Origin of the sequence: Paenibacillus sp. FSL H3-0310 (assembly GCF_038002785.1) — a bacterium.
GTDB lineage: Bacteria > Bacillota > Bacilli > Paenibacillales > Paenibacillaceae > Paenibacillus_AQ > Paenibacillus_AQ odorifer.
Map to the genome: position 1 here is coordinate 4,185,799 of NZ_JBBODC010000001.1, position 21,888 is coordinate 4,207,686.

General features: G+C 42.4%; 19 protein-coding genes. 7 read left to right on the top strand and 12 right to left on the bottom strand.

The genetic code is table 11. The annotated features are described in order from the left end of the window. Window positions 1–2: 2 nt before the first annotated feature. Both MHH63_RS19045 and MHH63_RS19050 read right to left on the bottom strand, forming a co-directional pair. Window positions 3–1,457, bottom strand: coding sequence for a glycoside hydrolase family 28 protein (locus MHH63_RS19045; protein WP_341171949.1), 1,455 nt, complete (start codon window positions 1,455–1,457; stop codon window positions 3–5). A 16-nt stretch (window positions 1,458–1,473) separates the two neighbouring features. Continuing rightward, window positions 1,474–3,042, bottom strand: a complete 1,569-nt coding sequence (locus MHH63_RS19050; protein WP_341171950.1) for a glycoside hydrolase family 43 protein — start codon at window positions 3,040–3,042, stop codon at window positions 1,474–1,476. Window positions 3,043–3,244: 202 nt separating this feature from the next. Here MHH63_RS19050 and MHH63_RS19055 point away from each other — a divergent pair, with 202 nt between their 5' ends. From MHH63_RS19055 to MHH63_RS19075, 5 genes are all read left to right on the top strand, one after another. Next, the gene (locus MHH63_RS19055; RefSeq protein WP_341171951.1) at window positions 3,245–5,488 is read left to right on the top strand and encodes an AraC family transcriptional regulator; all 2,244 of its coding nucleotides are present in this window, start codon (window positions 3,245–3,247) and stop codon (window positions 5,486–5,488) included. Window positions 5,489–5,809: 321 nt separating this feature from the next. Then, window positions 5,810–6,790: an ABC transporter permease gene (locus tag MHH63_RS19060; RefSeq protein ID WP_051491306.1), complete on the top strand. Its 981-nt coding sequence runs from the start codon at window positions 5,810–5,812 to the stop codon at window positions 6,788–6,790. 12 nt (window positions 6,791–6,802) lie between these two features. Then, complete coding sequence (locus tag MHH63_RS19065) at window positions 6,803–7,687, top strand: carbohydrate ABC transporter permease (protein ID WP_341171952.1); 885 nt, start codon at window positions 6,803–6,805, stop codon at window positions 7,685–7,687. Window positions 7,688–7,828: 141 nt separating this feature from the next. After that, window positions 7,829–9,361 carry a DUF3502 domain-containing protein gene (locus MHH63_RS19070; RefSeq protein ID WP_341171953.1) on the top strand — a complete coding sequence of 511 codons (1,533 nt, stop codon included), beginning with the start codon at window positions 7,829–7,831 and terminating at the stop codon, window positions 9,359–9,361. Between the two features lie 384 nt (window positions 9,362–9,745). Then, window positions 9,746–10,297, top strand: a complete 552-nt coding sequence (locus MHH63_RS19075) for a glutathione peroxidase (RefSeq protein ID WP_340950594.1) — start codon at window positions 9,746–9,748, stop codon at window positions 10,295–10,297. 218 nt (window positions 10,298–10,515) lie between these two features. Here MHH63_RS19075 and MHH63_RS19080 read toward each other — a convergent pair whose 3' ends face one another. Continuing rightward, complete coding sequence (locus MHH63_RS19080) at window positions 10,516–10,845, bottom strand: hypothetical protein (RefSeq protein ID WP_076191118.1); 330 nt, start codon at window positions 10,843–10,845, stop codon at window positions 10,516–10,518. 166 nt (window positions 10,846–11,011) lie between these two features. After that, complete coding sequence (locus MHH63_RS19085; protein ID WP_051491308.1) at window positions 11,012–11,737, bottom strand: HAD family hydrolase; 726 nt, start codon at window positions 11,735–11,737, stop codon at window positions 11,012–11,014. Window positions 11,738–11,930: 193 nt separating this feature from the next. On the opposite strand from MHH63_RS19085, the gene MHH63_RS19090 reads away from it, so the two are divergent. Both MHH63_RS19090 and MHH63_RS19095 read left to right on the top strand, forming a co-directional pair. Continuing rightward, on the top strand, window positions 11,931–13,094 hold the full coding sequence (locus MHH63_RS19090; protein ID WP_339281887.1) for a YhgE/Pip domain-containing protein: 1,164 nt from the start codon (window positions 11,931–11,933) through the stop codon (window positions 13,092–13,094). 96 nt (window positions 13,095–13,190) lie between these two features. Beyond that, entirely contained in the window at window positions 13,191–13,700 is a 510-nt protein-coding gene (locus tag MHH63_RS19095) for a PadR family transcriptional regulator (protein ID WP_036684013.1), read from the top strand. 104 nt (window positions 13,701–13,804) lie between these two features. Here the strand turns inward: MHH63_RS19095 and MHH63_RS19100 are convergent, their stop codons facing one another. The 8 genes from MHH63_RS19100 to MHH63_RS19135 form a co-directional block, all read right to left on the bottom strand. Next, window positions 13,805–14,062, bottom strand: a complete 258-nt coding sequence (locus MHH63_RS19100) for an AbrB/MazE/SpoVT family DNA-binding domain-containing protein (protein WP_036684015.1) — start codon at window positions 14,060–14,062, stop codon at window positions 13,805–13,807. 604 nt (window positions 14,063–14,666) lie between these two features. After that, the gene (locus MHH63_RS19105) at window positions 14,667–16,166 is read right to left on the bottom strand and encodes a S8 family serine peptidase (protein WP_341171954.1); all 1,500 of its coding nucleotides are present in this window, start codon (window positions 16,164–16,166) and stop codon (window positions 14,667–14,669) included. 114 nt (window positions 16,167–16,280) lie between these two features. Further along, window positions 16,281–16,916, bottom strand: coding sequence for a DUF6033 family protein (locus tag MHH63_RS19110; RefSeq protein ID WP_341171955.1), 636 nt, complete (start codon window positions 16,914–16,916; stop codon window positions 16,281–16,283). A 1-nt stretch (window position 16,917) separates the two neighbouring features. Then, window positions 16,918–17,202: a hypothetical protein gene (locus tag MHH63_RS19115; protein ID WP_036684022.1), complete on the bottom strand. Its 285-nt coding sequence runs from the start codon at window positions 17,200–17,202 to the stop codon at window positions 16,918–16,920. Between the two features lie 16 nt (window positions 17,203–17,218). Beyond that, window positions 17,219–18,340, bottom strand: coding sequence for a TIGR04066 family peptide maturation system protein (locus MHH63_RS19120; protein WP_081387796.1), 1,122 nt, complete (start codon window positions 18,338–18,340; stop codon window positions 17,219–17,221). Then, window positions 18,340–19,797, bottom strand: coding sequence for a Cys-rich peptide radical SAM maturase CcpM (gene ccpM / locus MHH63_RS19125; RefSeq protein ID WP_341171956.1), 1,458 nt, complete (start codon window positions 19,795–19,797; stop codon window positions 18,340–18,342). Before ccpM ends, MHH63_RS19120 begins: the two co-directional genes overlap by 1 nt. A gap of 40 nt (window positions 19,798–19,837) precedes the next feature. Further along, window positions 19,838–20,017: a CLI_3235 family bacteriocin precursor gene (locus MHH63_RS19130; RefSeq protein WP_036684027.1), complete on the bottom strand. Its 180-nt coding sequence runs from the start codon at window positions 20,015–20,017 to the stop codon at window positions 19,838–19,840. A gap of 77 nt (window positions 20,018–20,094) precedes the next feature. Next, window positions 20,095–21,822, bottom strand: a complete 1,728-nt coding sequence (locus tag MHH63_RS19135) for an ABC transporter ATP-binding protein (protein ID WP_341171957.1) — start codon at window positions 21,820–21,822, stop codon at window positions 20,095–20,097. Window positions 21,823–21,888 lie beyond the last annotated feature (66 nt).

Sequence of the window (21,888 nt, forward strand, 5' to 3'; positions counted from 1 at the left end):
TTTTATCTATCTGTAATCGTCAAATCTTCGGAATGAGTGAGCGTGACGTGGCTGCATCTATGCGCTGTTATCTTCGGCATTTGCGAAGTCTGCAACCGGATACGATCCAACGTGAGCCCCGTGGCATGCCGCAGCACAATTCCCTGATCACTCACTGCGTGGAATTTTTCGATGGTTAGATCAGCAAGCGGCATCTCCGGCAGCCCGTTAACCAGTAGAGCGGTTGCCGCACCATGGCACACAATATTCTTCAGGGTAATCTTCCGAAATTGCGGAGTTTCCTCTGTAACCGAAAATAACTGCTCGTCATACCCTTCCGATCCTTCAACCCCTGCATAGAACATATGAAAGGATACAGCCTCGTGGATGATGCCGGTCATGTTGATATTCTCCATTACAATATCCTCCACCACACCGCCTCTTCCCCGGGTGCTTTTGAACCGCAGGCCGATGTCCGTGCCGATGAACAGGCAGTCACTAACTCGAACTGCATGTACACCTCCGGACATCTCGCTGCCGATCACAACGCCTCCATGTCCGTGATATACCGTGCAATTCCGGATGGTAATATACTGGCAGGGCATTCCCCACTTACGGCCTTCCTCATCCTTGCCTGACTTGAGACAGATGGCGTCATCACCCACATCAAAGCTGCTGTACTCAACTAGAGCATGCGTGCAGGATTCCAAATCAAGGCCATCCCCGTTCTGCGAATACCAAGGATTACGTACCTGAACATTTCGTACGGTAATCTGCTCGCAACCAATGGGATGAAGACACCAAGCAGGTGAATTCTGGAAGGTCGGCCCTTCCAGCAGCACCCGCCGGCAATTGCGCAGGCTAAGCAACGTCGGACGAAGATACGTACGAGCAGGCAGATAAGCCTCCATACTAGTTTCTCCCTTGTCCCACAGCTTCCGGCAGAAGTCCTCACCTTCCATGGCTTTCCGGGAAGGCCACCATACTTCGCCCTGCGGATCAAGCACTCCTCCAGATTCGATCAAACGCTCCCATTGCTTCTCGGTCATCTTAAACCGCTTCACTGGGCGCCAGCCTTCGCCACTGCCGTCGAATATCCCCTCACCGGTTATTGCCACATCGCTTAAAGCTTCTCCATCGAGCGGAGCCTGACAGCGCCAGCCGGCATTCCCCTCATAATGGGAAGAAAGTAACGGATACAAGGTATGATCAGGGTCAAACTGCACCAACGCTCCCTTGTCTACATACAGATTAATTCGACTACGTAAAGTAAGGGGTCCTGTGCGCCAGATGCCAGCGGGAATAACAACCTTTCCGCCTCCCGCCGCAGCGCAGGCATCCAGTGCAGCCTGAATAGCAGAGGTACATAGCGTTAATCCCCCCTCTTCTGCCCCATAATCCGTGATTGCAAAAGTCCGTTCGGGAATCTGGGGAAGCTCGGGAATCGGATACGTGTTAGTTACAAGATTGCTGCTCATTGAATTTCACCTCCTCCTAATACTCAAGTCCTTCATAGCTAAACCAGTCGAAATCGGCATAGCTTTCGCTCTTTGCACCTTGAGAGCTTGTGTACATCCCGAGGTATGCTCCTGTGAATCCTCCGGCCAGATCGGTGCTGAGCACTCTGCCATCCGTCCGTTCACAGAAGGCTGTCCACTTGGCGGCTTCAGAAGCTCTGTAATAGAAGCTATACTCTTGTCCTCTGGCTTCCACCTTAAGCTGTACCTGATCCTGTGGATATGGCACTGACGCCAGCAGCTGCTCGCTGCCACCCATCCGATGAATCAGCTGTAATACACATTCGCCTGCCTCTAGCCCCAGTTCATAACGGAAGTGGTGATCCGCATTTTGGAGGAGAACAAGACCAGCTACTTCCCCTTCTGCAGCGGGACTAAACGTCATGTCAGTCGCCGCTCTGAAGCTCAAATGCTGCTGGCGTCTACCGATATAAGATGGATTGGCAATCTCCGAGAGCCGTTCTGGCTTCAGGCGAAGCCGCAGAACTCCAGGCTTGTCGGTAAGACTCCAGAATTCACCCCGCGGTGTCCGCAGGAAATTCCAGATCGGTGCCAGCTCATTACCTATAAACTCATCGCGCGCAGGCAATTCCGGCCATTTTGTCTCTGGCAAATCCGGAGCCTCCGTCTCAAATTCCAGCACTCCTTTGCCAGGATTGACCACAGGCCATTCATTCTCCCAGATTACCGGTGTCAGGAAGGTTTCACGTCCCAGATTGCGGTAATAACCACCGCTGGTTCGTGAAGCCAAGCAGAACATCCACCAGTCACCATGCTGAGTCTCCACAAGCTCTCCATGACCCACATTAACAATAGGATACGCTCTGCCAAGATGGCGATGCGTCAGAATCGGATTGGCTTTATGGCCCTCATAAGGACCGGTCACACTCTTGCTTCTGGCAATCGTAATCGCATGAGTATGCCCGGTTCCGCCCTCGGCAATCAGCACGTAATACCAAGCGCCGATCTTATAAATATGCGGTCCCTCTTGCGCATGAGCTACCTTGAGTGCGCCTTGCCAAATACTCTGCTTCGGGCCGATTAGCTTCCCTTGGCTGAGATCAATCTCCTGCAGCCAGATATCCATATGCTTCGGATAAGCCTGCCCTTCCGGCGGAACACGGTTGCCGGTATAATACACCTTGCCGTCTTCATCGAAGAACAAAGAGGAGTCAATACCGGGTGCATCCTCCAGCCATACAGGGTCAGACCAGTCTCCGGCCGGATCGGTTGTTGTTACATAAAAATTATGCTGGTTCTTGTCATTGTCAATAAAAGTGGTAATCATATAGAAAACTCCCTCATGATAGCGGAGCGTCGGTGCCCAAATGCCCATGGAGGGAATCGAGTGATCCAGATTGAGCTGGGACGGGCGGTCCAGTACATGGCCAAGCTGGCGCCAATTGACCAGATCCTTGCTGTGGAAGATAGGAACGCCTGGGAAAAATTCAAAGCTTGAAGTCACAAGATAATAATCTTCACCAACACGGATAGCGGAAGGGTCAGGATAAAATCCCGGCAGCACTGGATTGCGGAATGTTCTCATTAAAAGTAATCCTCCTCAAAACAATTCAAATGTAAGCACCACCAATTATAGTTCGTATAAGTTTAACTTTCTTGTATTTTCTATGTTCTATTTCTTCATTTTTATACTTTCATGCTATATTGCCCATATTTCACTCCTTGTCAGCGAATAGCCTTTCCCTCTAGAATGGGTGTAATAGGATTTACCTGAAGGGGTGAGCAGCTTGGGAAAAAGAAAGAAATTGTACTCCCGCTTTTTTATGAGCCTAACCGCGATTTCAGTTTGCTGTATTCTAGTACTGGCTGTAGTGATCTTTTATTGGTACCGGAATATTACGATAGATAATGTCAACAAGGCGAACCAAAATGTACTGGTGAATACTGAAACCGTTTTTACAAACTATGAAGAGATCGTCCAGAACTACGCTATGGACTTCTATAGGAATCCAAACATCAACGCGCTCATGATGAATGGCGATACCAGCTGGAGCGACCAGTTGTACAGTGCCTTAAGCCAAATCCGCGGAGCATTGGTTGTGAACCAATATATGGAGAACGCCTATATCATGGGAGTGGATGAGCCTGTTGCCATGTTCGAAAACCTTCCGCTAAGCCCTGAATCCAAGCTGGAGCTATTCTCGAGAATGCGGGATAACATCATTGTTGAATCACCGTTTCTGTGGGAGGCAACCTTGAATAACGGTACCCCCATTACCCTGCTCACCGTGTTTTATAATGACCGGGCGTTTGTGAATAGCGAATATAATGGTGCGGTAGCACTGACCGTCAATTTGGGAAAGCTGCAGAATAATCTGTTTACGCAAAAAGAAGGCGAAGCCACCCGTTACGCTGTGCTTGACGGAAAAGCATCTGTGCTCATGCACAGTGCATTATCTGACATCCCTCTGGAAGAGGGCATGTTAAAGCAGGTGGTGTCCTCCACCTCAGAAAGAGGCTCTTTTGTCTATAAGGGAGGTGAAGAGCCACAGCTGATTACCTATGTATATTCTGCAGCGGACAAGCTGTGGTTTGTGTCGGAGACTTCCTACAAGGATAGCATCCGTGATATCTCCAATGCCCGTAATCTGATGACTGGCCTGTGCTTGGCCTTGATTGCCGCCGCATCTATAACCGCCAACCTGATCTCGCGGCGGATGTATAAGCCAATCGGCCGGCTCTTCGGCAATATCGCTCATCTATCTGGTAATGAAGAAGCGCTGAAAACCGGTGGCGATTTCGATACCGTAAGCCAGGAGCTCGAACAGATTGGCGTTAAGCTGGAGCAGCTAAAAAAAGAAAGCGATGATAGCGCCTTGATGCGGTGGCTGCTTTCCCCGCAGAGAACACCAGAGAACAGCGGGACACCCCTGATGAGCATAGCCGCTTCTGTGGGAGCATATTGTGTATGCGTGCTGACCGCTCTGGAGCCCGAACAACCTGAAGACTCCGACTTCCGGCATACCTTTGAGGAAAACATACAACAGATTGAACATGCCTTCTGTGAACTTGCAGCCATTCAATCCTTCCGCCCGCATCAGGGCACTGCTGTACTTATTCTGAGCGAGCTTCACAGCGGCAGCTTCGGCGATTACGCTTTGTACCGCGGCAAATGGGAAGAAACCGCCGCTCAGCTACAGCTTTCCGGAGCCTGCTGCGCCTTCGGAATCAGCGGGCTGACGGATGATTTAAACCTACTGAGGGCTAAATACAATGAGGCTGCGGACAGTCTGCAATATATTAAATTTCATGTGCAGCAGAACATCATCTTTGCCGATGATACGATCCACCTGAACAGCAGCCCAATGCCCGACAGTGCCCTTGAACCGGTACTGCAAGCCGTTAAGCAGACGGAACTCTCGAACCATATTCCGCAGGCAGTGGAGAGATTGCTGGCAGTAGCCTGCAGTTACCGCGTCGAGCCTGCCACCATCGCTTTATCGAGACTGGTCTTTGAACTCAGTCGCACGGCTGAGCTTAATGCAGACGTCCAGCATTCCGGCTTTCTAGATAATTACCAGCATATCTGGCAGATCCAAAGCTATGACAAGCTATGGAATTGGATTGTAGACAGCTGTTATACCGCCCACGAGCGTATTGCCAGCATGAGCGCTGTACAGACCAAGAGCATTGCTGGTGAAGCCATTTGTTATATCAGAGATCATTATGATGACTCCAGGCTCTCCCTTAATGCCCTTGCTGACAAGCTATCGCTAAGTCCCGCTTATCTCAGTAGACTTATTGCCGACGAAGTAAACTGCAGCTTTCCCGATTTCGTTAACCTGCTGCGTCTGGAGCAGGCGCAGATGTTATTAGTCACTGAGCTTGACTTGGATATCCGGGAAATTGCCGAGAAAGTGGGCTACAACAGCAGCACCTATTTTACAACCCAGTTCAAAAAGCGTTATGGGGTTACACCTTCTAAATGGAGAATGAATCATATTCTACAGAAACAGAATCTTCCTGATTGACCCGCTAAAAGTAAGGAACAAAGGGGATGTCCCGGCAGCATTTTCATAGCCGGAGACATCCCCTTTTTGACTTTCAATGAATAACCCTCGCGCCGGCCTATACTATGAAATCCCCCTTTAAATCAGGCTTTTGAGCACCCTAAAAACAAAAAAGTTCTGTCTTTTTCGTTTTTTTAAGCTGCCCTTTTCCGCTTTTTTTAACTTTTTTCCGTTTATTATGATAGCGTTTACATTACGGGTGGATTTATGATTTTCATATAAAGCGTTCTCCTAAAACAAGGGACGGAAATGACAACACTAGTATAAAGGAGTGGACTGTTAATGATGCAAGAGGCTACATCGGAGACACAAGGAATGCCAAGTCCGGGAATCAGGACGGCCAAAGCCAAGAGCTTCCGTAAATCCCTAAGGAAGGACAGCTCGCTTTATTTGCTCGCTCTTCCGGGAATCGTCATTCTAATTCTTTTTGCTTATCTGCCGATGAGTGGTCTGATTCTCGTCTTTAAAAATTACAACTTCAACGACGGAATCTTCGGCAGCCCGTGGGCCGGCTTCTCTAATTTCGAGTTTTTCTTCTCTAGTATGGAAGATTCTCTTAGGGCTACACGCAACACGGTGATGTTAAATGCGCTGTATATGCTAACCGGCACGTTTTTTTCAGTGGCCATCGCCATTATTCTAAATGAGCTGCGCAGCAAATGGTTTATCAAAATCACGCAGAGCGTCATGTTTTTCCCGTATTTTATTTCCTGGATTATTATCGGAGCCATTCTGTTCTCCCTGCTGGATTACGACAAAGGCATTATGAACCAGTTGCTCCAGACATTCGGCTTCTCCCAGGTTGACTGGTATTCCAGCCCTTGGCTGTTCGTAATCATTCTCGTGCTAGCGAATATCTGGAAAAGCGCTGGTTACGGTGCCATCATCTATTATGCGGTGCTGCAAGGCATCGACACTTCCTATTATGAAGCTGCAAGAATCGATGGTGCCTCCAGATGGCAGATTATCACCAAAATTACGGTGCCAATGCTGATTCCGTCGATCATTCTGATGACGCTGCTGGGCATCGGGGGCATGCTGAAAGGCGATCTCAGTATGATTATGGGGGTAACGTTCCTGAATCCGTTGCTTCTGCCGACTACCGACATTATCGATGTGTATGTATACCGCACAGCCATCCGTTCCGGAGAATTCGGCTTTGCTTCAGCCATCACGCTCTATCAATCCGTCTTTGGTTTCATTCTGGTGCTGGTGGCCAACAAATTAGCCGGCTGGTATGACAAAGACAGCAAACTATTTTAGGAGACTGATAAGATGCAAACTACCGAAAACAAAGGCCTGCTCATTTTCTTTTACATCTGTATTGCCGTATTTTCAGTAATCTGTCTAGCGCCGTTTATTCTGGCAGTATCCGGCTCATTATCTACCGAATCCAGAATCGCCGCGGAAGGCTATTCGTTCTGGCCCAGAGGCTTTACCTTTGAAACCTACGAATTCCTGTTTGGCTCGAAGGCACAGCAGATTCTGCGGGCGTATTCCATGTCGGTGATCGTTACGGTGCTGGGTACCATATCGGCCGTATTGGTGACCACCGCTTACGCTTATGTCATTTCCGTTAAAAGCTTCCGGCTCAAAAATTTCTTCGCCTTCTTCGCCTATTTTACAATGCTGTTCAGCGGAGGAACGCTGCCATGGTATCTGCTTAGCACCAAATACTATCATTTGGGCGATACGCTCATCGGCCTGTTCATCCCTTATGTGCTAAGCGTCTTTCTGATGTTTCTCATGGCTAACTATTTCCGCAGCATCCCGCATGAAATCGTGGAATCTGCGCAAATCGATGGTGCCGGACATCTGCGGATCTTCTTCAGCATTATGATTCCGCTGGGCCGCGTCGGACTGGTCACCATTTCGCTCTTTTACGCACTGCAATTCTGGAATGACTTCTATTTGCCACTAATGCTGGTAACCGATCAGGATCTCTATACGATCCAATATTTGATGTACAACATGATGGCGAACATTCAGTTCCTGGCTTCCGGCAATGCTGCTCAAGTTGGTGGAGCTATCATCGCACCGCCACTGGAGACAGCCAAAATGGCAATGACCTGTCTGACCGTTTTGCCAATCGCCATATTATATCCTTTTCTCCAGCGCTTTTTTGTCAAAGGCATTATCGTAGGTTCAGTCAAAGGCTAATTTCCAGCAAAGATGCCATATTATGTTCGGTTGCACCGGGTTTATGCTCCCCTACTTCTTGATGTACAATGGGACTTAAGGGAGCACGGCCTTTGCAATAGATGCCTCAAACATTATGATTCTATTTCAGGAGGGTTCATCATGAAAAAGAAAAAAGGTTGGTTAAGTTTGCTCCTCGCTGCGGTGTTCTTGGTAAGTGGCTGTGCTCAGGGCAACAATGAAAGCGCTCCCCCTAGTTCTGGAACTGGAAATGAAGGTACCTCTTCCTCTACGGATAGCGGTAGTAAAGACGGCAGCGCCTTGGCTCCTGCCAAATTGAAAATTGTGCTGTACGGGGATGAGTCCAACCGGATGAAGGAACTAGCGAAGACATCGTTCTACGACACTATTAAGGAAGAAATCAATGCTGAGGTTGAATTCCAGTTTCTTCCTTGGACCGAATATGGCGGCGGCAAAACTGACTTAATGCTGTCTACGGGAGAAGACTTCGCAACTTATACAGATGCCAATTACATGGTAAAATCTGTGGCAAAGGGGCTTTATGCCGACCTCACTCCGTATGCCGATGCAGCCGCTGATTTGAGTAAAAATGTGGACGAGGCCTCCTTCAAAGCCTTTCAGCTGGAAGGCAAGCAGTATGCGATCCCCGTCGGCAACAAACCGAATTCTGCGGAATTCTACAGTGCGCTAGTTAGACAGGATTTACTTGAAGAAGCCGGCATGACACAGGTCACTTCACTGGGAGAATTAGAGCAGTTCTATGATAAGGTCCATGCCATTCATCCCGAACTGACCGGATACGCTAACACCGATGCACGCAGACTCCTACAATATGATTACACGGACAAAAACCTCTATTGGCAAAATGATTTTATTGCCCTGGATGAGTCTGTGAAGGATGATCAAATTATTAGCTGGTTTGAAACCGAAGAGTTCAAGAGTTATGCGAACCTTATGCACGGCTGGTATAAAAAAGGAATCATTCCGAAATATGCCGCCACCAATGTCCCACAGCTGCAGTCTGACTGGAACTCCGGAAAAGCGATGTTCTGGGCCGGCACAGCAGCACGTCCATTCGAAGGTGCAGCAACCATCTCACAAGCAGTGCCTGATGCCAAACTGGTCAACTATTTCCTCGGCAGCGGTCGTCCAAAAATCAGCCGCGGCACTTACAGCACCGCCTTTTTTGTCTCCACCGCAGCTAAAGAACCTGAACGTTACGTCATGTTCTTCAATCTGCTGCAAAAAAACCAGGAGCTGTACGACTTGTTCGCCTACGGGATAGAAGGAACAGACTATACGCTGGATGAAAACGGGCGTTTGACCAAAATAACCACTGATTCGCTGATCCCCGACTGGCTGCTGATGAACAAAAACTTCATGCGTTTCGACAACACGGTACCGGATGAGTTTATTGCAGAATATAAAGCTTGGGACGATGGAGCCATCATTTCCAAAGGTGCCGGCTTCAACTTTGACAATACACCCGTCAAGAATGAAGAAACGAAGCTGAACGGCGTATTCACTGAATACCTCGCTCCGATCGGCAGCGGCTTCAGTGATTATGACACCGCCTTTCCCAAAGCGCTAGACAGACTAAAAGCAGCGGGAATAGACAAATATATCGCTGAATACCAGAAACAATTTTCCGAATGGTACGCTAAGCAGCAGTAAGCACCGCCGCGGCAATTATCATACCGGTCAAGAAGCGTGTCTCCATTAAGGAGCACGCTTCTTTTGGCCTTCGAACACCGTGATGAAAGCGGTATAATGGCCAACCTTGAATCAATACGACGGCGAGCAGGATAATTCAATCAAAATGATTACGTTTGGGGAATTTTCGTTGCTGATACTCTTAGAATTATTTTCAAAGTAACCTGAAGGATAAGAGGGAAACTGCTCATTGGTTAAAAGCGCAAAAATAAAAATTTAAGCGGCATTTTATAGTGGAGATATACTCGTTATAGGTTAATACTATAAATATTATTCCTATTATATATTAGACCAATAAACGCCTATAGCGCTATTATGTTATTAATTACGTGGAGGGATGGTCTGATGTCTATTTATGATTTTCAAGCAAAGTCAATTCATGGTGAGCCTGTTGAATTGTCCATTTATCGTGGAAAAGTTCTGCTTATTCTGAACACTGCCAGTAGGTGCAGCTATTCTCGCCAATTACCTGATCTTCAAAAACTTTACGAAGTTCACCATGAGCAAGGGTTTGAAATACTTGGTTTTCCTTGTAACCAATTCAACGAGAAGGAGCCAGAAAGCAACTCGGAAGTACATGAATATTGTGAGAGCAACTTTGGAGTTAAGTTTCCGTTATTTGAAAAAGTTGAGGTTAGGGGACCGTCTGCCCATCCTTTATTTCAATATCTAACACAGCAAGCACTATTTCAAGGATTCGATACTGAGACATCAGGCGGTAAGTGGATGCAGGATTTTCTGCAGGAAAAGTATCCGGACATATATGCCGGAGATGGGGTTAAGTGGAATTTTTCAAAGTTTTTAATCGATAGAAACGGTCATGTATACGGTAGATACGAAACAACGACTGAACCCTTTGACATAGAGCCATTTATTGAATCACTTCTTTTAAAGTAAATGAATCCGATTGGTAATTTAACCAACAGAGAACGATAGTTTAACATAAAGGGTTTACATATTAGGCATGCAAAACATTTAGAACCCTTTATATTATTTAAATTTCATTTCTTACTTTGATTAAATAATATAAAGTCAGAATAAATTGTATTAATAAGATAAGATATAAGCCAATAACCAGTAGTACATAAAGAATTGCCTGTCCTCCCCCCATATGATTAGTTAAGCCAACCTGTAAGGAAAAAAAAGAGCATTGTGGTACCCACACAGATAAGGAGCAATAGCTCCAAATTTTTTTCAAATAGATGTTTTATAAACCATAGATAACTTACAATGCACAACAAAAGAACAGCACTATAAAAAAACAAGGAATCATAATGAGTTACAAATAGGCTCCCTCCACCAATAGAAAAGACTATACCTATAACTAAAAACCACATCCCCACTCCAATAGCAGCACTTAAAGCAATAAAAAAGAAACTCATTATCATATTTATGCTCCCTTGGCCCACTTCTCGCTTCTCGGTTTCTACATTTTTCCTCTCCATTTTTTATCGGATTACTCCCTTTATTTATGTATATCTTTGACATTAGACTGACCGCTCCTGCACCTGCATTTGGAGTATTGAAAATAAAAAGGCACCCTTCTTCAAGGATGCCTTTTTTTGATCAAGCGCTTGCTTGTAAGCTAAGCAAACTCCCCATCGTAAGTTCTTATTCACTAATCGTTGCGTTGTCGTATAAGTCAACCAATTCGTCGAAGGAGGTAATAATGACATCAGAGCCCTTCAGCTCATCCTGACGTCCGAAGCCTGCATAGGCGCAGCCGATTACGGTCTGGCCATTTCCTTTACCTGCCTGAACATCAGAAGAACGATCCCCAACCATCCAGGCACTGCTGATACCATGATTATCCAAAAGAATACGTAGCAGCTCGGTCTTAGTCGCAGTGCCTTGACCTCCCGCACTATACAAGCCTTCGAACAACGCCTTAAGCTCATGCACCACAACGATGCTGTGAATGTAATCCTCCAGCCCGTTGCTAGCCACAAACAGCTTCACTCCGCGCTCTTTAAGCGCTGTCAGTGTCTCAACCACCTGTGGATACAGTAGTGTGCCTCCGGCTTCAAGCCCTTCAATCTCCAGCTGCAGGAGCAATTCATCCGCCCGGCGGTGCACGGCTTCATCTGCTTCAGGCATAACATTCTTCCAAATGTCTGCCAGCAACATCCCTAAGCAGCCTAGAATACGTTCTTCTGGTGGTGTAGGTCCTACGTATAGTCCCTCTTCCCGCAAAATATCGAACATTTTATGATATGCAGGCAATAAAAGACTTTCAGTCTGGAACAATGTTCCATCCATATCAAATACAATCGCTTCTGGCTTGTTCAGTTTCGCATGAACCACGTTTTGTTCCGTTCCTTGTACTTCGTTACTCATCTGTTGTTCCTCCCCATTCTGTTCAGCTTCAGGTAAGACATTCATCTGTGCGATATTTCCAGTACAAGCCCTATGATATATGAAATCGCTTTGTAATGTCCATGCTCTTAGCTTTTTCTGTTGCAGTTTATATTTCGTTATGCTATATTTCAATCTGTAATATTACAACTTGAAATATAAAGGAGAAATAACCATGTCAAATCAATTAATCATGCGCTTCCTCAAGCAGCCTGCTACCATCATTGGAATTATAACTGCACTGTTGTTCCAAGTTTTTTTCAGCTTAATTTGGATTACAGGGTACGATCATGTAACGGATCGGGTAGATCAGTTGCCCATTGCTATTGTTAATGAGGATGGTACAAATGCCCAGCCTATAGTCGATGGGATTGCAGGATCACTTCAGTTCGTAACCAGACAGGATCTCCAACTAGAAAATGCAAAAGAAGCACTTGAGCATAGAGAAATCCGCATGATTATCAATATTCCCCAAGGGTTCACTGGACAGATCAGTAATCCATCTGCAAAGACTGAACTCCACTACTTCTTAAATGAATCTAATCCGCAGATGGTCAGCAATGTGATGCAGTCGGTAGCACTTAAAGTCACGGCAGCAATGAACACTCAAAGCAGTAATTCAGCACTAAGCCACACCTTGGAAGCTATGAATCTGCCGCAAGCACAAGCGGAGATCATCAAAAGTGCTGCAAGCAGCCGCATTTCCGCCAACGTCGAAATCATTAACCCTACAACTAATTTTGCACAAACTATGGTTCCCTTAATGATCGTTACCGCCTCATTTACCGGTGCTATGTTACTCGCGATGAATCTCCATAAAGCTTCCTCCAACTTGTCTGGACAATTTAGTAAATGGAATCGCTTTGCAGCCCGATTTGTCATAATGGGTGGAACGGCTGTGCTTATCTCACTCGTGGGAACTATCATGGTTAACTCACTCGGTATCCACTCTAATCGTGGCTTTCTGCTTATGTGGCTGTTCGAGTTCACGGTAATTCTCTCCTGTATGATCCTTGCTCAGTTTAGTCTGCTGCTCCTCGGGGATGCTGGCGGCTGGCTAAATATTGCGCTTCTCTCCATGCAAATGTTAGCGTCCGGAGCAACTATTCCACGCGATGTGCTTTCACCTTTTTATAACTGGATCGGTCCCTTTTCGCCCGCTTACTATGCAGTTAATGGTATGCTCGACCTGGTTATCGGGGGTAACGGGGTATGGAAGGATATGTTCTATTTACTCTGTATTGGGGCAACAATTGCTGTATTAAGCGTACTTGTCACTTTCCTCCGTAAAGAAACTCGGATCTCACGAGAACAAGAGCCCGTGCCAGTAAATGCGTAATTATACAGTTTGCCACTCCGGCTATGCCATTTCAAATTGAGAGCGATATGCAGTTGTGATATGGTAGGAAGTGAAAGAAAGGAGCGGCAATGATTTATGAACATACAAGATGTTATTCTGGGGATTTTAAGCGAAAAACCTCATTCTGGTTACGAGATAAAACGACATTTCGAGGAATACTTCTCATTTTTCTTCGATGCCAGCTATGGCACGATCTATCCTACCCTAAGCAAGATGGAAAAGCTGAATCTGATCACTAAAGAATCTGTGCGACAGGAAGGCAAACCCGACAAAAATGTATTCACCATTACCTCTGCCGGCTTGGATCAGTTCCACGCTTATCTACAATCACCAGCCGAAAAAGATGTTCTGCGTTCTGACTTTTTTATGCACCTGTATTTTGGGGAAAAGACGGACAAAGAGAACATAGATAATCTGCTTCGGCAAGCATTGATAGAAAAGCAGGCAATGTACGACGATCTGGAACAGAAGTTGAACCAGCTAGATTACAAGTTATCTTCCTACCAGAAGTTGTGCATGGAGCTAGGCCTCGTACAATATGATGCTTTTATCAAAAAAATCCAAAGTGTGCTAGAGTCTAAATAAAACCCGCTTTCCAAAGTACACCATAAAAAAAGAACCAGTATTACATGCACATCTTGTGCTTGTAATACCGGTTCTTTTTTTTGAAATCATATGTGGTATATGGATTATGCTCTATCAAAGCTTGCAATAAGTTCATCAAGAACATCTTTGCTTACCATTTTACCTTTGAAATTGATCAGGTTTTCTGAGCTTCCGGAGAAGATACAAGTTGGCTCATATTTTCTAAGGATAATCTTTTCAGCGTCTACAAAAATCTCGAGCGGGTCTTTTATGTCGATTCCCATTGTTCTACGCAGTTCAATAGGAATTACGATACGTCCCAATTCATCCACTTTTCTTACTATGCCTGTTGCTTTCATCATCGTACATCCTCCCTTGAAGTCACATTTATAATCATTCTTGCTAAAAGCTATGTACGCTTCTATATGATAGTAATGATTACGCTACTACCTAATTCTAAAGTTCTATTCATTTCCTGTCAATTATTTTTCTACATTATATGATATTATTCGACAAAATTTCGACAATGTATGATATCTGTTGAGCACCAAGATTTGAAGCCATGTCAGAACACAAAAAAATAGGGGATTCTCTGGAATGTCGAAATTCACCCAGAATGTAACCCTACTTGATGACAATTCTACCCTAAAATACCTTCGTTAATCTATTTGTAAATCTTGTCACTCCGCTTATCCGCAATCACAGTAAGTAGGAAATTGTCGAAAACTAGCAAGAACGCTACTCCGTCATTTACCCAGATGTTTAGTAAGTCAAACTTAAATAGGATCTATCATTGGAATAATAAATTCGCTATGAGTAGTGTGTGTATCGAATCCTCATGTAAATATAAGGCTGATGATATCACTGTAGTGTAAATACGATGAATCCGGAAGTCGACTAACGAGGGGCTAGCAAAGAAGTTATTAATGGAGAGTATTCTAAGTGTTTGATGATTTTTGTCCCCCATTAAGAGAGTAAATAAATTATAGAATTATATAGTTCTCTGATAAAGGTTTCATCAATCTGTTTAATATTGATAATACGTTCCTGGCATAAGCCATTTACAGCAAAAGTTGCTTGAAAGTAACCGTTTAATGGTTCAATGTCTATTTCAATATCCGTTTCTATTTTATCCGAAATATCATAGCCATATAAGACATATATCGCGATATCGTAAGATTTCTTATTCAGAATTAAGGAAAAATAGGAAGATGTCTGCGCTGAGTTTGTCTCAGGAACATAGTCTATTCCGTATAAAACTCCGATAGGGTGATTCGATGCAAAATAACTGTTATAGTTATTATTTTTAAATTGCCCTTTTAACCAGAGAATAACTTCAAAGTCAGTGTCAGCAGGGATGTAAATAGAAACCATTGGCTCTTCGATCAGCAACGGGGTGCTGTTAAGTGTGTAAATGTTGTGTATTTTGAATAAGCTATGCCATAACTTAATGTTAGTACACTGATTGTTAACTATCTTGTTCATATCTTTTCCTTGGTAATTGTCAATAAACACTACATTTTTATTGTATTTCGAAGCAATCCACTGTAATTCAACATAAGCATCAGGGTAAAGATCTCTGCTGATCACAACGAGAGTCTCAATATTTTCATTGTAAGCCAATAGGGCTGCATCAACAGCATCATAAACCGACTCAGCGGGAACGACAATTTCACCGTGTATGTTAACGCAAAGATTCAGATTGTCCAATTTGCATTTTCCGTTCACATAGCATACTAATATATCACTTATCCAATCAGGGTCAGCATAGCAAATAAACAAGTGTTTATCGTCCCTATAGTTATTTGCCATTTTCGACAACATGAGTTTTATTTGCTGCAAGTTAGTTAGGTGAGATTTACCAATGAGTTCACATACTTTGGCTGTAATCATGGGCGCGGCAAAGCTGTTCGAGTTGCTGCACTCTTTACCATTCAAATGATGTCTAGCAAAAGCCGTAAATTCTATACCGTCGATGATATTATCATTGAGATAAAACTCCCCTTCGTGCAGCGTGTTGCTTACCTCTCTCTTAACGCCTATAACGTTTGAAAAAGAAGCTGGATATGTAATATAATTATGATTACTTGCGGCACTTACAATAACTAAGCCTTGACCAGCAACCTTGTTTATAACTCTCTGCGTTTCTAATAAATCCGCTGAGCAATGGCTTCCCAAGCTGATATTTACAACTTGGATATCATTTTGAACGCACCATTCTAGTGCACTATACAACTTCTGGATATTTCCCCTTAAGGTAGAAGACAATATCTTCAAGCTATACATATAGATTTCCGGATAATAGTGCTTAATTATGCCTGCGCAGATGGTGCCGTGAGTTATTCTTTCGGGACTGTCTATTGTATAAGCGTCTATTGTGAAATCTTCATTGAAGATCAACTGTTGAACAACCGGTTCACCTAGCAAATATTCGTTGATACCATCATCAATCACGGCAATTTTCACTTTAGCTTCGATGTTCATCATCTCCTTTTACAGATCGACAAAAATAAAACCGCCTCATTGGTCACAAATCCATTGACCCAGACGGTAGTCATGATTAAAAAAGTGATTAATCATTTAATTAAACAGGTTCTTTTTCCGCAGCATCGAATCCAGACTAGCTTGTAGCACACTATTTAAATACATGCTATCTTCTTCACCATTATTGGAGTTGTCAATAAATAACCCGAATTGTGATAGGCTAGAGCTGCTACTTAATTTACTCAACGAGTCTAACTGCTCCGCCTTTTTCTTTTTATCTGCCTCTACTTCTTTATTAATCTTCTCCCGCTCGGCAGGTGTTAAATAATCACCAATCACCCAAAAAGTAGCTGTTCCATCCGGATGTATAATGACGCCACTGGCATCACCGGGTTTATCATTAGCGCTGGAATCAAAATGATCCTGAATAATTGCTTCTACCCTTTTTTGCATTTGTGAATCTGTTGCCGACTGATTCAGTATATTTGGAGCAATGGTTACATTCCCTTTGCCAACACTACCAGAGTATACACTTTTCACTGCTTCATTGTTCTTTGGTATGGCTTGAACGTTGATTTTAATGTCGAATTTTTTTTCCAATTCCATCAAAACCGCTTCCGAACTCGATGTCGATAGCGCGTCTTGAAATGAAATCTCTGAACTCTTATTTTTCTGGATTACCATTGCAGCCCCCGCACGATTCAGGCTACTGAGTGAAGCTACATTCAACAACTTAAACCAACTCCCTTATTCTTTTTTCCTGTAGAATGCGGCAAACTGTATTATTAATTCGATCTAGGCTGTTGAAGCATCCATTTAATATATCGGTTTCCGGAATTTGTATTTTTAGTTTTTCCTCAATATGTACAAATAGAACCAACAAATCCCGTGGTGAGAACTGCATCGCCTCGCCCAATAAATCTTCATAGAAGTAGTTTTCATTAAGCTTGATCTTGTCCATTCCCATTACGTCGAATAATATTTCGTTTATCTGTTCACGCACTTGATCCAGATCCATAAATATCACCCTTCTTTTATACGATTTGCATATTTTCCTGTAACAATAGAGCTTCACAGCATTCTGCTAATTTCAAAGTGTCTGTCCCATTTAACGAATTAAACAGAGGAACCACTGACTCTAGCGATATTTTTGCAATTTTTTCATCAACCAACTTAGAATCAACCGTAAAAAACTTCAATTCTTTATCCTGTTTGCTTCTGCCCGTATCAAATTTATGATTTGACATATTAAAACAATCAATATCAAAACCTAATTTATGCTTTGTTGACACACATATCTTATCGAGAAACTCTCCATTAAAATCATCATAGGTCAAGTTCATAATACCGACATCCGGATGGATTGCACTAGCCGCCTCGAATGCAGTAATACCAAATCTATTGGTAAACAGATTATTATATACCATTGTCCCGCCTGGAATTCCGATAATCATTACATCAGGTCGTTCGTTCAATTCAATATATTTACAGAAGTGATTAAAAAGAAATATTTTATCTATCTCCGCTTCTTTATGATTAAACATAAAATCAGGAAAAGAATGAAATCCCATAATCTCACAATAAGATTTTGTCCCAATTTGACTTACTTTGTACCCTTCTTTCAAGAAATAATCCCTTAGGCTAAGCTGAACATCAAATTTATTGGATTTTTCCATAAGACTCGCCACGCAGATTATCGGAACATTAATATCCAGCAGTATTTTCTCAACGAGTTCTACTTTCGTTCTGTCAATGTCAATTCCAAAAAAACTTGTGAGTTCCACATTATTTTTCAGGCATACCTTCTTTACCATTTCAACTTCATGATCAGCACATCTGTTAAGCAGAACAATATCTTTTCCCATCTCTGCGGCTTTGATAATTGTCGGGAACACCACTTTTTCAAAACTGCATTCAAATTCACAAATCATTAACACATCAAATTCAGCATCTGAAAAAGAATCTTTAACTTTTATACCCACATCCTCACCATAATAGCTGTACGCTGCATCTTTTTCATTCAGTCCAAAACCTAAAGGTGCCATTAATGAAACAAGCTCATAGTTGCCCAGTAAATTGGAGAATCTGACGACCGGACCGAAATCTGCATGATATGGATAAACAATTGCTCTTTTTTTCACCATTGTCTCCCCCATTACACTTTTTCTTTATCAAAGTCGTAGCCTAACTCTCTTAGTACGCAATAATCTTTAAACAAACTCTCAGTGTTTTCTTTAACTTTATTGCAGATACTTAATTTTTTGGCAGCAGAAAACTCACTGATATCATCGGCGGCCATTGCACAAGAAGTGCAATATCTAAAGGCCCAGCACTCTTTGCATTCTTTCTCCGTTATTGTTCCAATGTTTAGTATGTTCCGGATATTATCCAATTCAAAGCCTGTATCTATATGCCCAATCCTCATTACACTAGATGCTTCACTAACTCTTTCACAGGGATACAGAGCACCGTCAGCATTCACAAACAATCGTTGTACTCCTGGAACACACGGTCCGGAATGATGGTCTTTTTTTACATCATAGAAAGAGATTCTAAGCCTGTTATGGACATTCTCCTGGATTTGATCAAAGCTTTCCATCACCAGCTTGGATACATCATTTTTCTTAAGCCTATCAAATTTATAAAGAAATAATTTGAAAACTTCGTAATTATACATCTTGATAAAACTGTCATTGATTAAGGACTCACTTTTTTTGTAGCTACTTGCTATATCACTTGCCATAACAGCAAAGTCTTTTACGGTCTCATAGTTTGAAAAAAAGTTTGTGGAACAGCTAAAATCTGAATTTGGATCAATAACTGCATTGAACATCACTTTATCAACATAGTCTGGTGTTTTGTTTTTGATATTTTCAATATTATCCATAATAGTCTGAAAACTACCTTTATTATTTACCGCAAAAACTCGGTTTCTATCATGCGCGACTTCATCGCCGTCCAGGCTGATCGTTAAATTAAAATCATTAGAAGATAAGAACTCTAAGGTTTCGTCGGTAATTAAAGTTGCATTTGTAGTAAGGTTAAACGTTAGTTCTTTGCCCGCACTTTGTTCTCTGGCATAAGCAACACAAGCTTTTATTAAGTCCATTTCCAGTAAGGGCTCTCCTCCATAAAATCCAATATTAATAATTGGAGAATCTACGGAGTGCTCAATCAAAAACTTAATTGCTTTCAAAGCAACCTCTTTTTTCATTCTCTTATTGGTATGTACTCTGTGTAAGTAGCTCCCTGAATACGCGCAATAGCTGCATCTTAAATTACAGTTTTGCGTGACCTGCAAAGTTATCGAGCCAACGCTTCTGCTTAAATTGTGCTGCAAAGAGTCGCTCATGGGATGAATCATCTCAAAATCCTGTTTCTCCGCCAAAAAACCGGAATCAAATAAGTTTTGAATCTCCGGTTCCACTTGTTCAAAGTTTGAATTTCTATAGTTCAACAAAGCCTGATAAGATCTTTCATTTAATTTAAGAAATGTATTTGCATTCGCATCGAACATATATTTTCCCATTACCGTTTCAAATAAATGAAATACTGGCACCTGAACTCCCCCCACTCTAAAAGTGAAGCAGGACAGCTTTTTTAATAAAGCCATTTAGCCATCCTGCTCTTAGCTATACTTAAGATTGCACTTACTACCCGATTCCAATAGCAGTCATCTTCATGGAGTTACCAGTATAGGTTACTTGTTTCATGGCTGCTTTGTTTGATCCGCTGGCATTGCATGTACATGCATAACAAGGACATGCACTGCAAGCTGCATATGCCTCCAACGTTTCATAATTTGCATTTGTTCTTTTTACAAGTTGTTTCATATGCCTATTCCTCCTTTCAAATCGTATTTATCTAAATATCAATATTTGATATTTAAATCACTCGAAGGGTAAACCCATTAAACGAATTGATGCTGTTGAGTGATGAGCCGATACCTTTCATTTGTATAGGACAACTCCTCATGAAGTCCAATATCGGATACCCGACCTTTTTCTAAAAAGATTACTCTATCCACATGCTTCAGAATTTCCGGCCTATGACTGACTATAATCACTGTATTGTTACTGAGTACTGTATCTAATAGATGGTTAATTGCTTGTTCAGAGTGAAGATCAAGGTTGGAGGTCGCTTCATCAAAAATCACCATGGGCCTGCTTTTTACTAATGCTCTGGCTATCGCGATTTTTTGTTTTTGTCCACCGGACAACTTGTTCCCATTAGAACCTACGACATAATTCTTAAACTGGCTTGTATTCTTCTCTAATAATTGGGTAGCCTCAATAGCCTGTCTATACTGCTCATCATGGGTTTCACTGTAAAGTTTTATGTTATTTTCGATGGTTGTGTCAAAAAGATATACCTCTTGACTAACGGTCGAAATTAATTCCCGATATTCATTCAAATTAATAGCCTTAATATCCACTCCATCGAATAAAATTCGTCCTGCAAGTGGTTCGTAAAACCTCTGGATTAAATTTAGGATTGTAGACTTCCCCGAACCATTCATTCCTACAATGGCCACTTTCTCATGGCTGCCAATCGTGAAATTCACATTTGACAAGATCAGTTCAGTATCATAAGCAAAGCTTACATTTTCAAACTGAATGCTCCCAAAAGGATTGAGTCGCTTCATACCAATGTTGTCGGATTCTACATCACAAGCTTCGATTTCTTCCTCGAGCAACGAATAATACCTTCGGGCAGAAGGCATTATTCCCGACAATAAGTATCCAATATTCAACATCGATGAGATAGGAGTGGTTACATAAGCGCTGTAGGTAATAAAAGCAAATATGCTTCCTACCGAAAGCTTTGAATCTAATATCATCGTCGATCCAGAAGCATATATAAGAAGAACTAGTCCTCCAATTAGAAATCTCTCCACAGTAATCCGCCAATTGTCCAATAAACTGATTCCCATATGGGAGGTTATTACTTGATTCTGCTTGTCCGCAAATTCTTTTTCTTTGAAAACGAATAAATTAAAAAGCCTTGTCTCCTTCACACCGTTCAAACTATCCTCAAACCAATGCGAATATTCTCCATCTTTCGTGATGTATTTTTCCGCAAGCATCTTTCTTTTTTTAGCAAACGATTTCAAAATAAAATATTCTATAGGGATTAAAATAAGCACAATGAGTGTAAGTTCCCAACTTATGATAAAAAGTCCAATAACTCCTCCTACCAAACTAAAACACTGACTAACAATAAAAAGCATGCTACCATCCGTTATTTGCGAAATATTCGATATATCGGTACTAACGCGATTTAAAATTTCACTGCAGTTTTTATCAGTGAAATATTTCACTTTCACTTTCATAAGTAGATCAAATGCAGCTTTATGCAAGGAGTAGATAATATTTGAAGCTATTTTTATTCTTTGTTTTTCTTTGAGCAAATCTAAAAAGCTACTAGACATTGACAAAAGAAAAATGTAGATTGCCGTTAAAATAATGGTTCTAACATCTGATTTCATAAATCCTTCATCAATAATGATTTTGTTGAACATCGGCAAAATGGAACTAATCAAAGTAGAAAATATTAAGAGCAGAAAAATAAAACATAAATTCTTTTTATGCGGTTTGAATAATCTGATAAGTTTTTTAAGGGTATTCTTATCATTCATAGAATATATCCTCTTCTACTTTCAAGCTTCGGTTTGACATTGAGAACGCTATCAATATATCATATA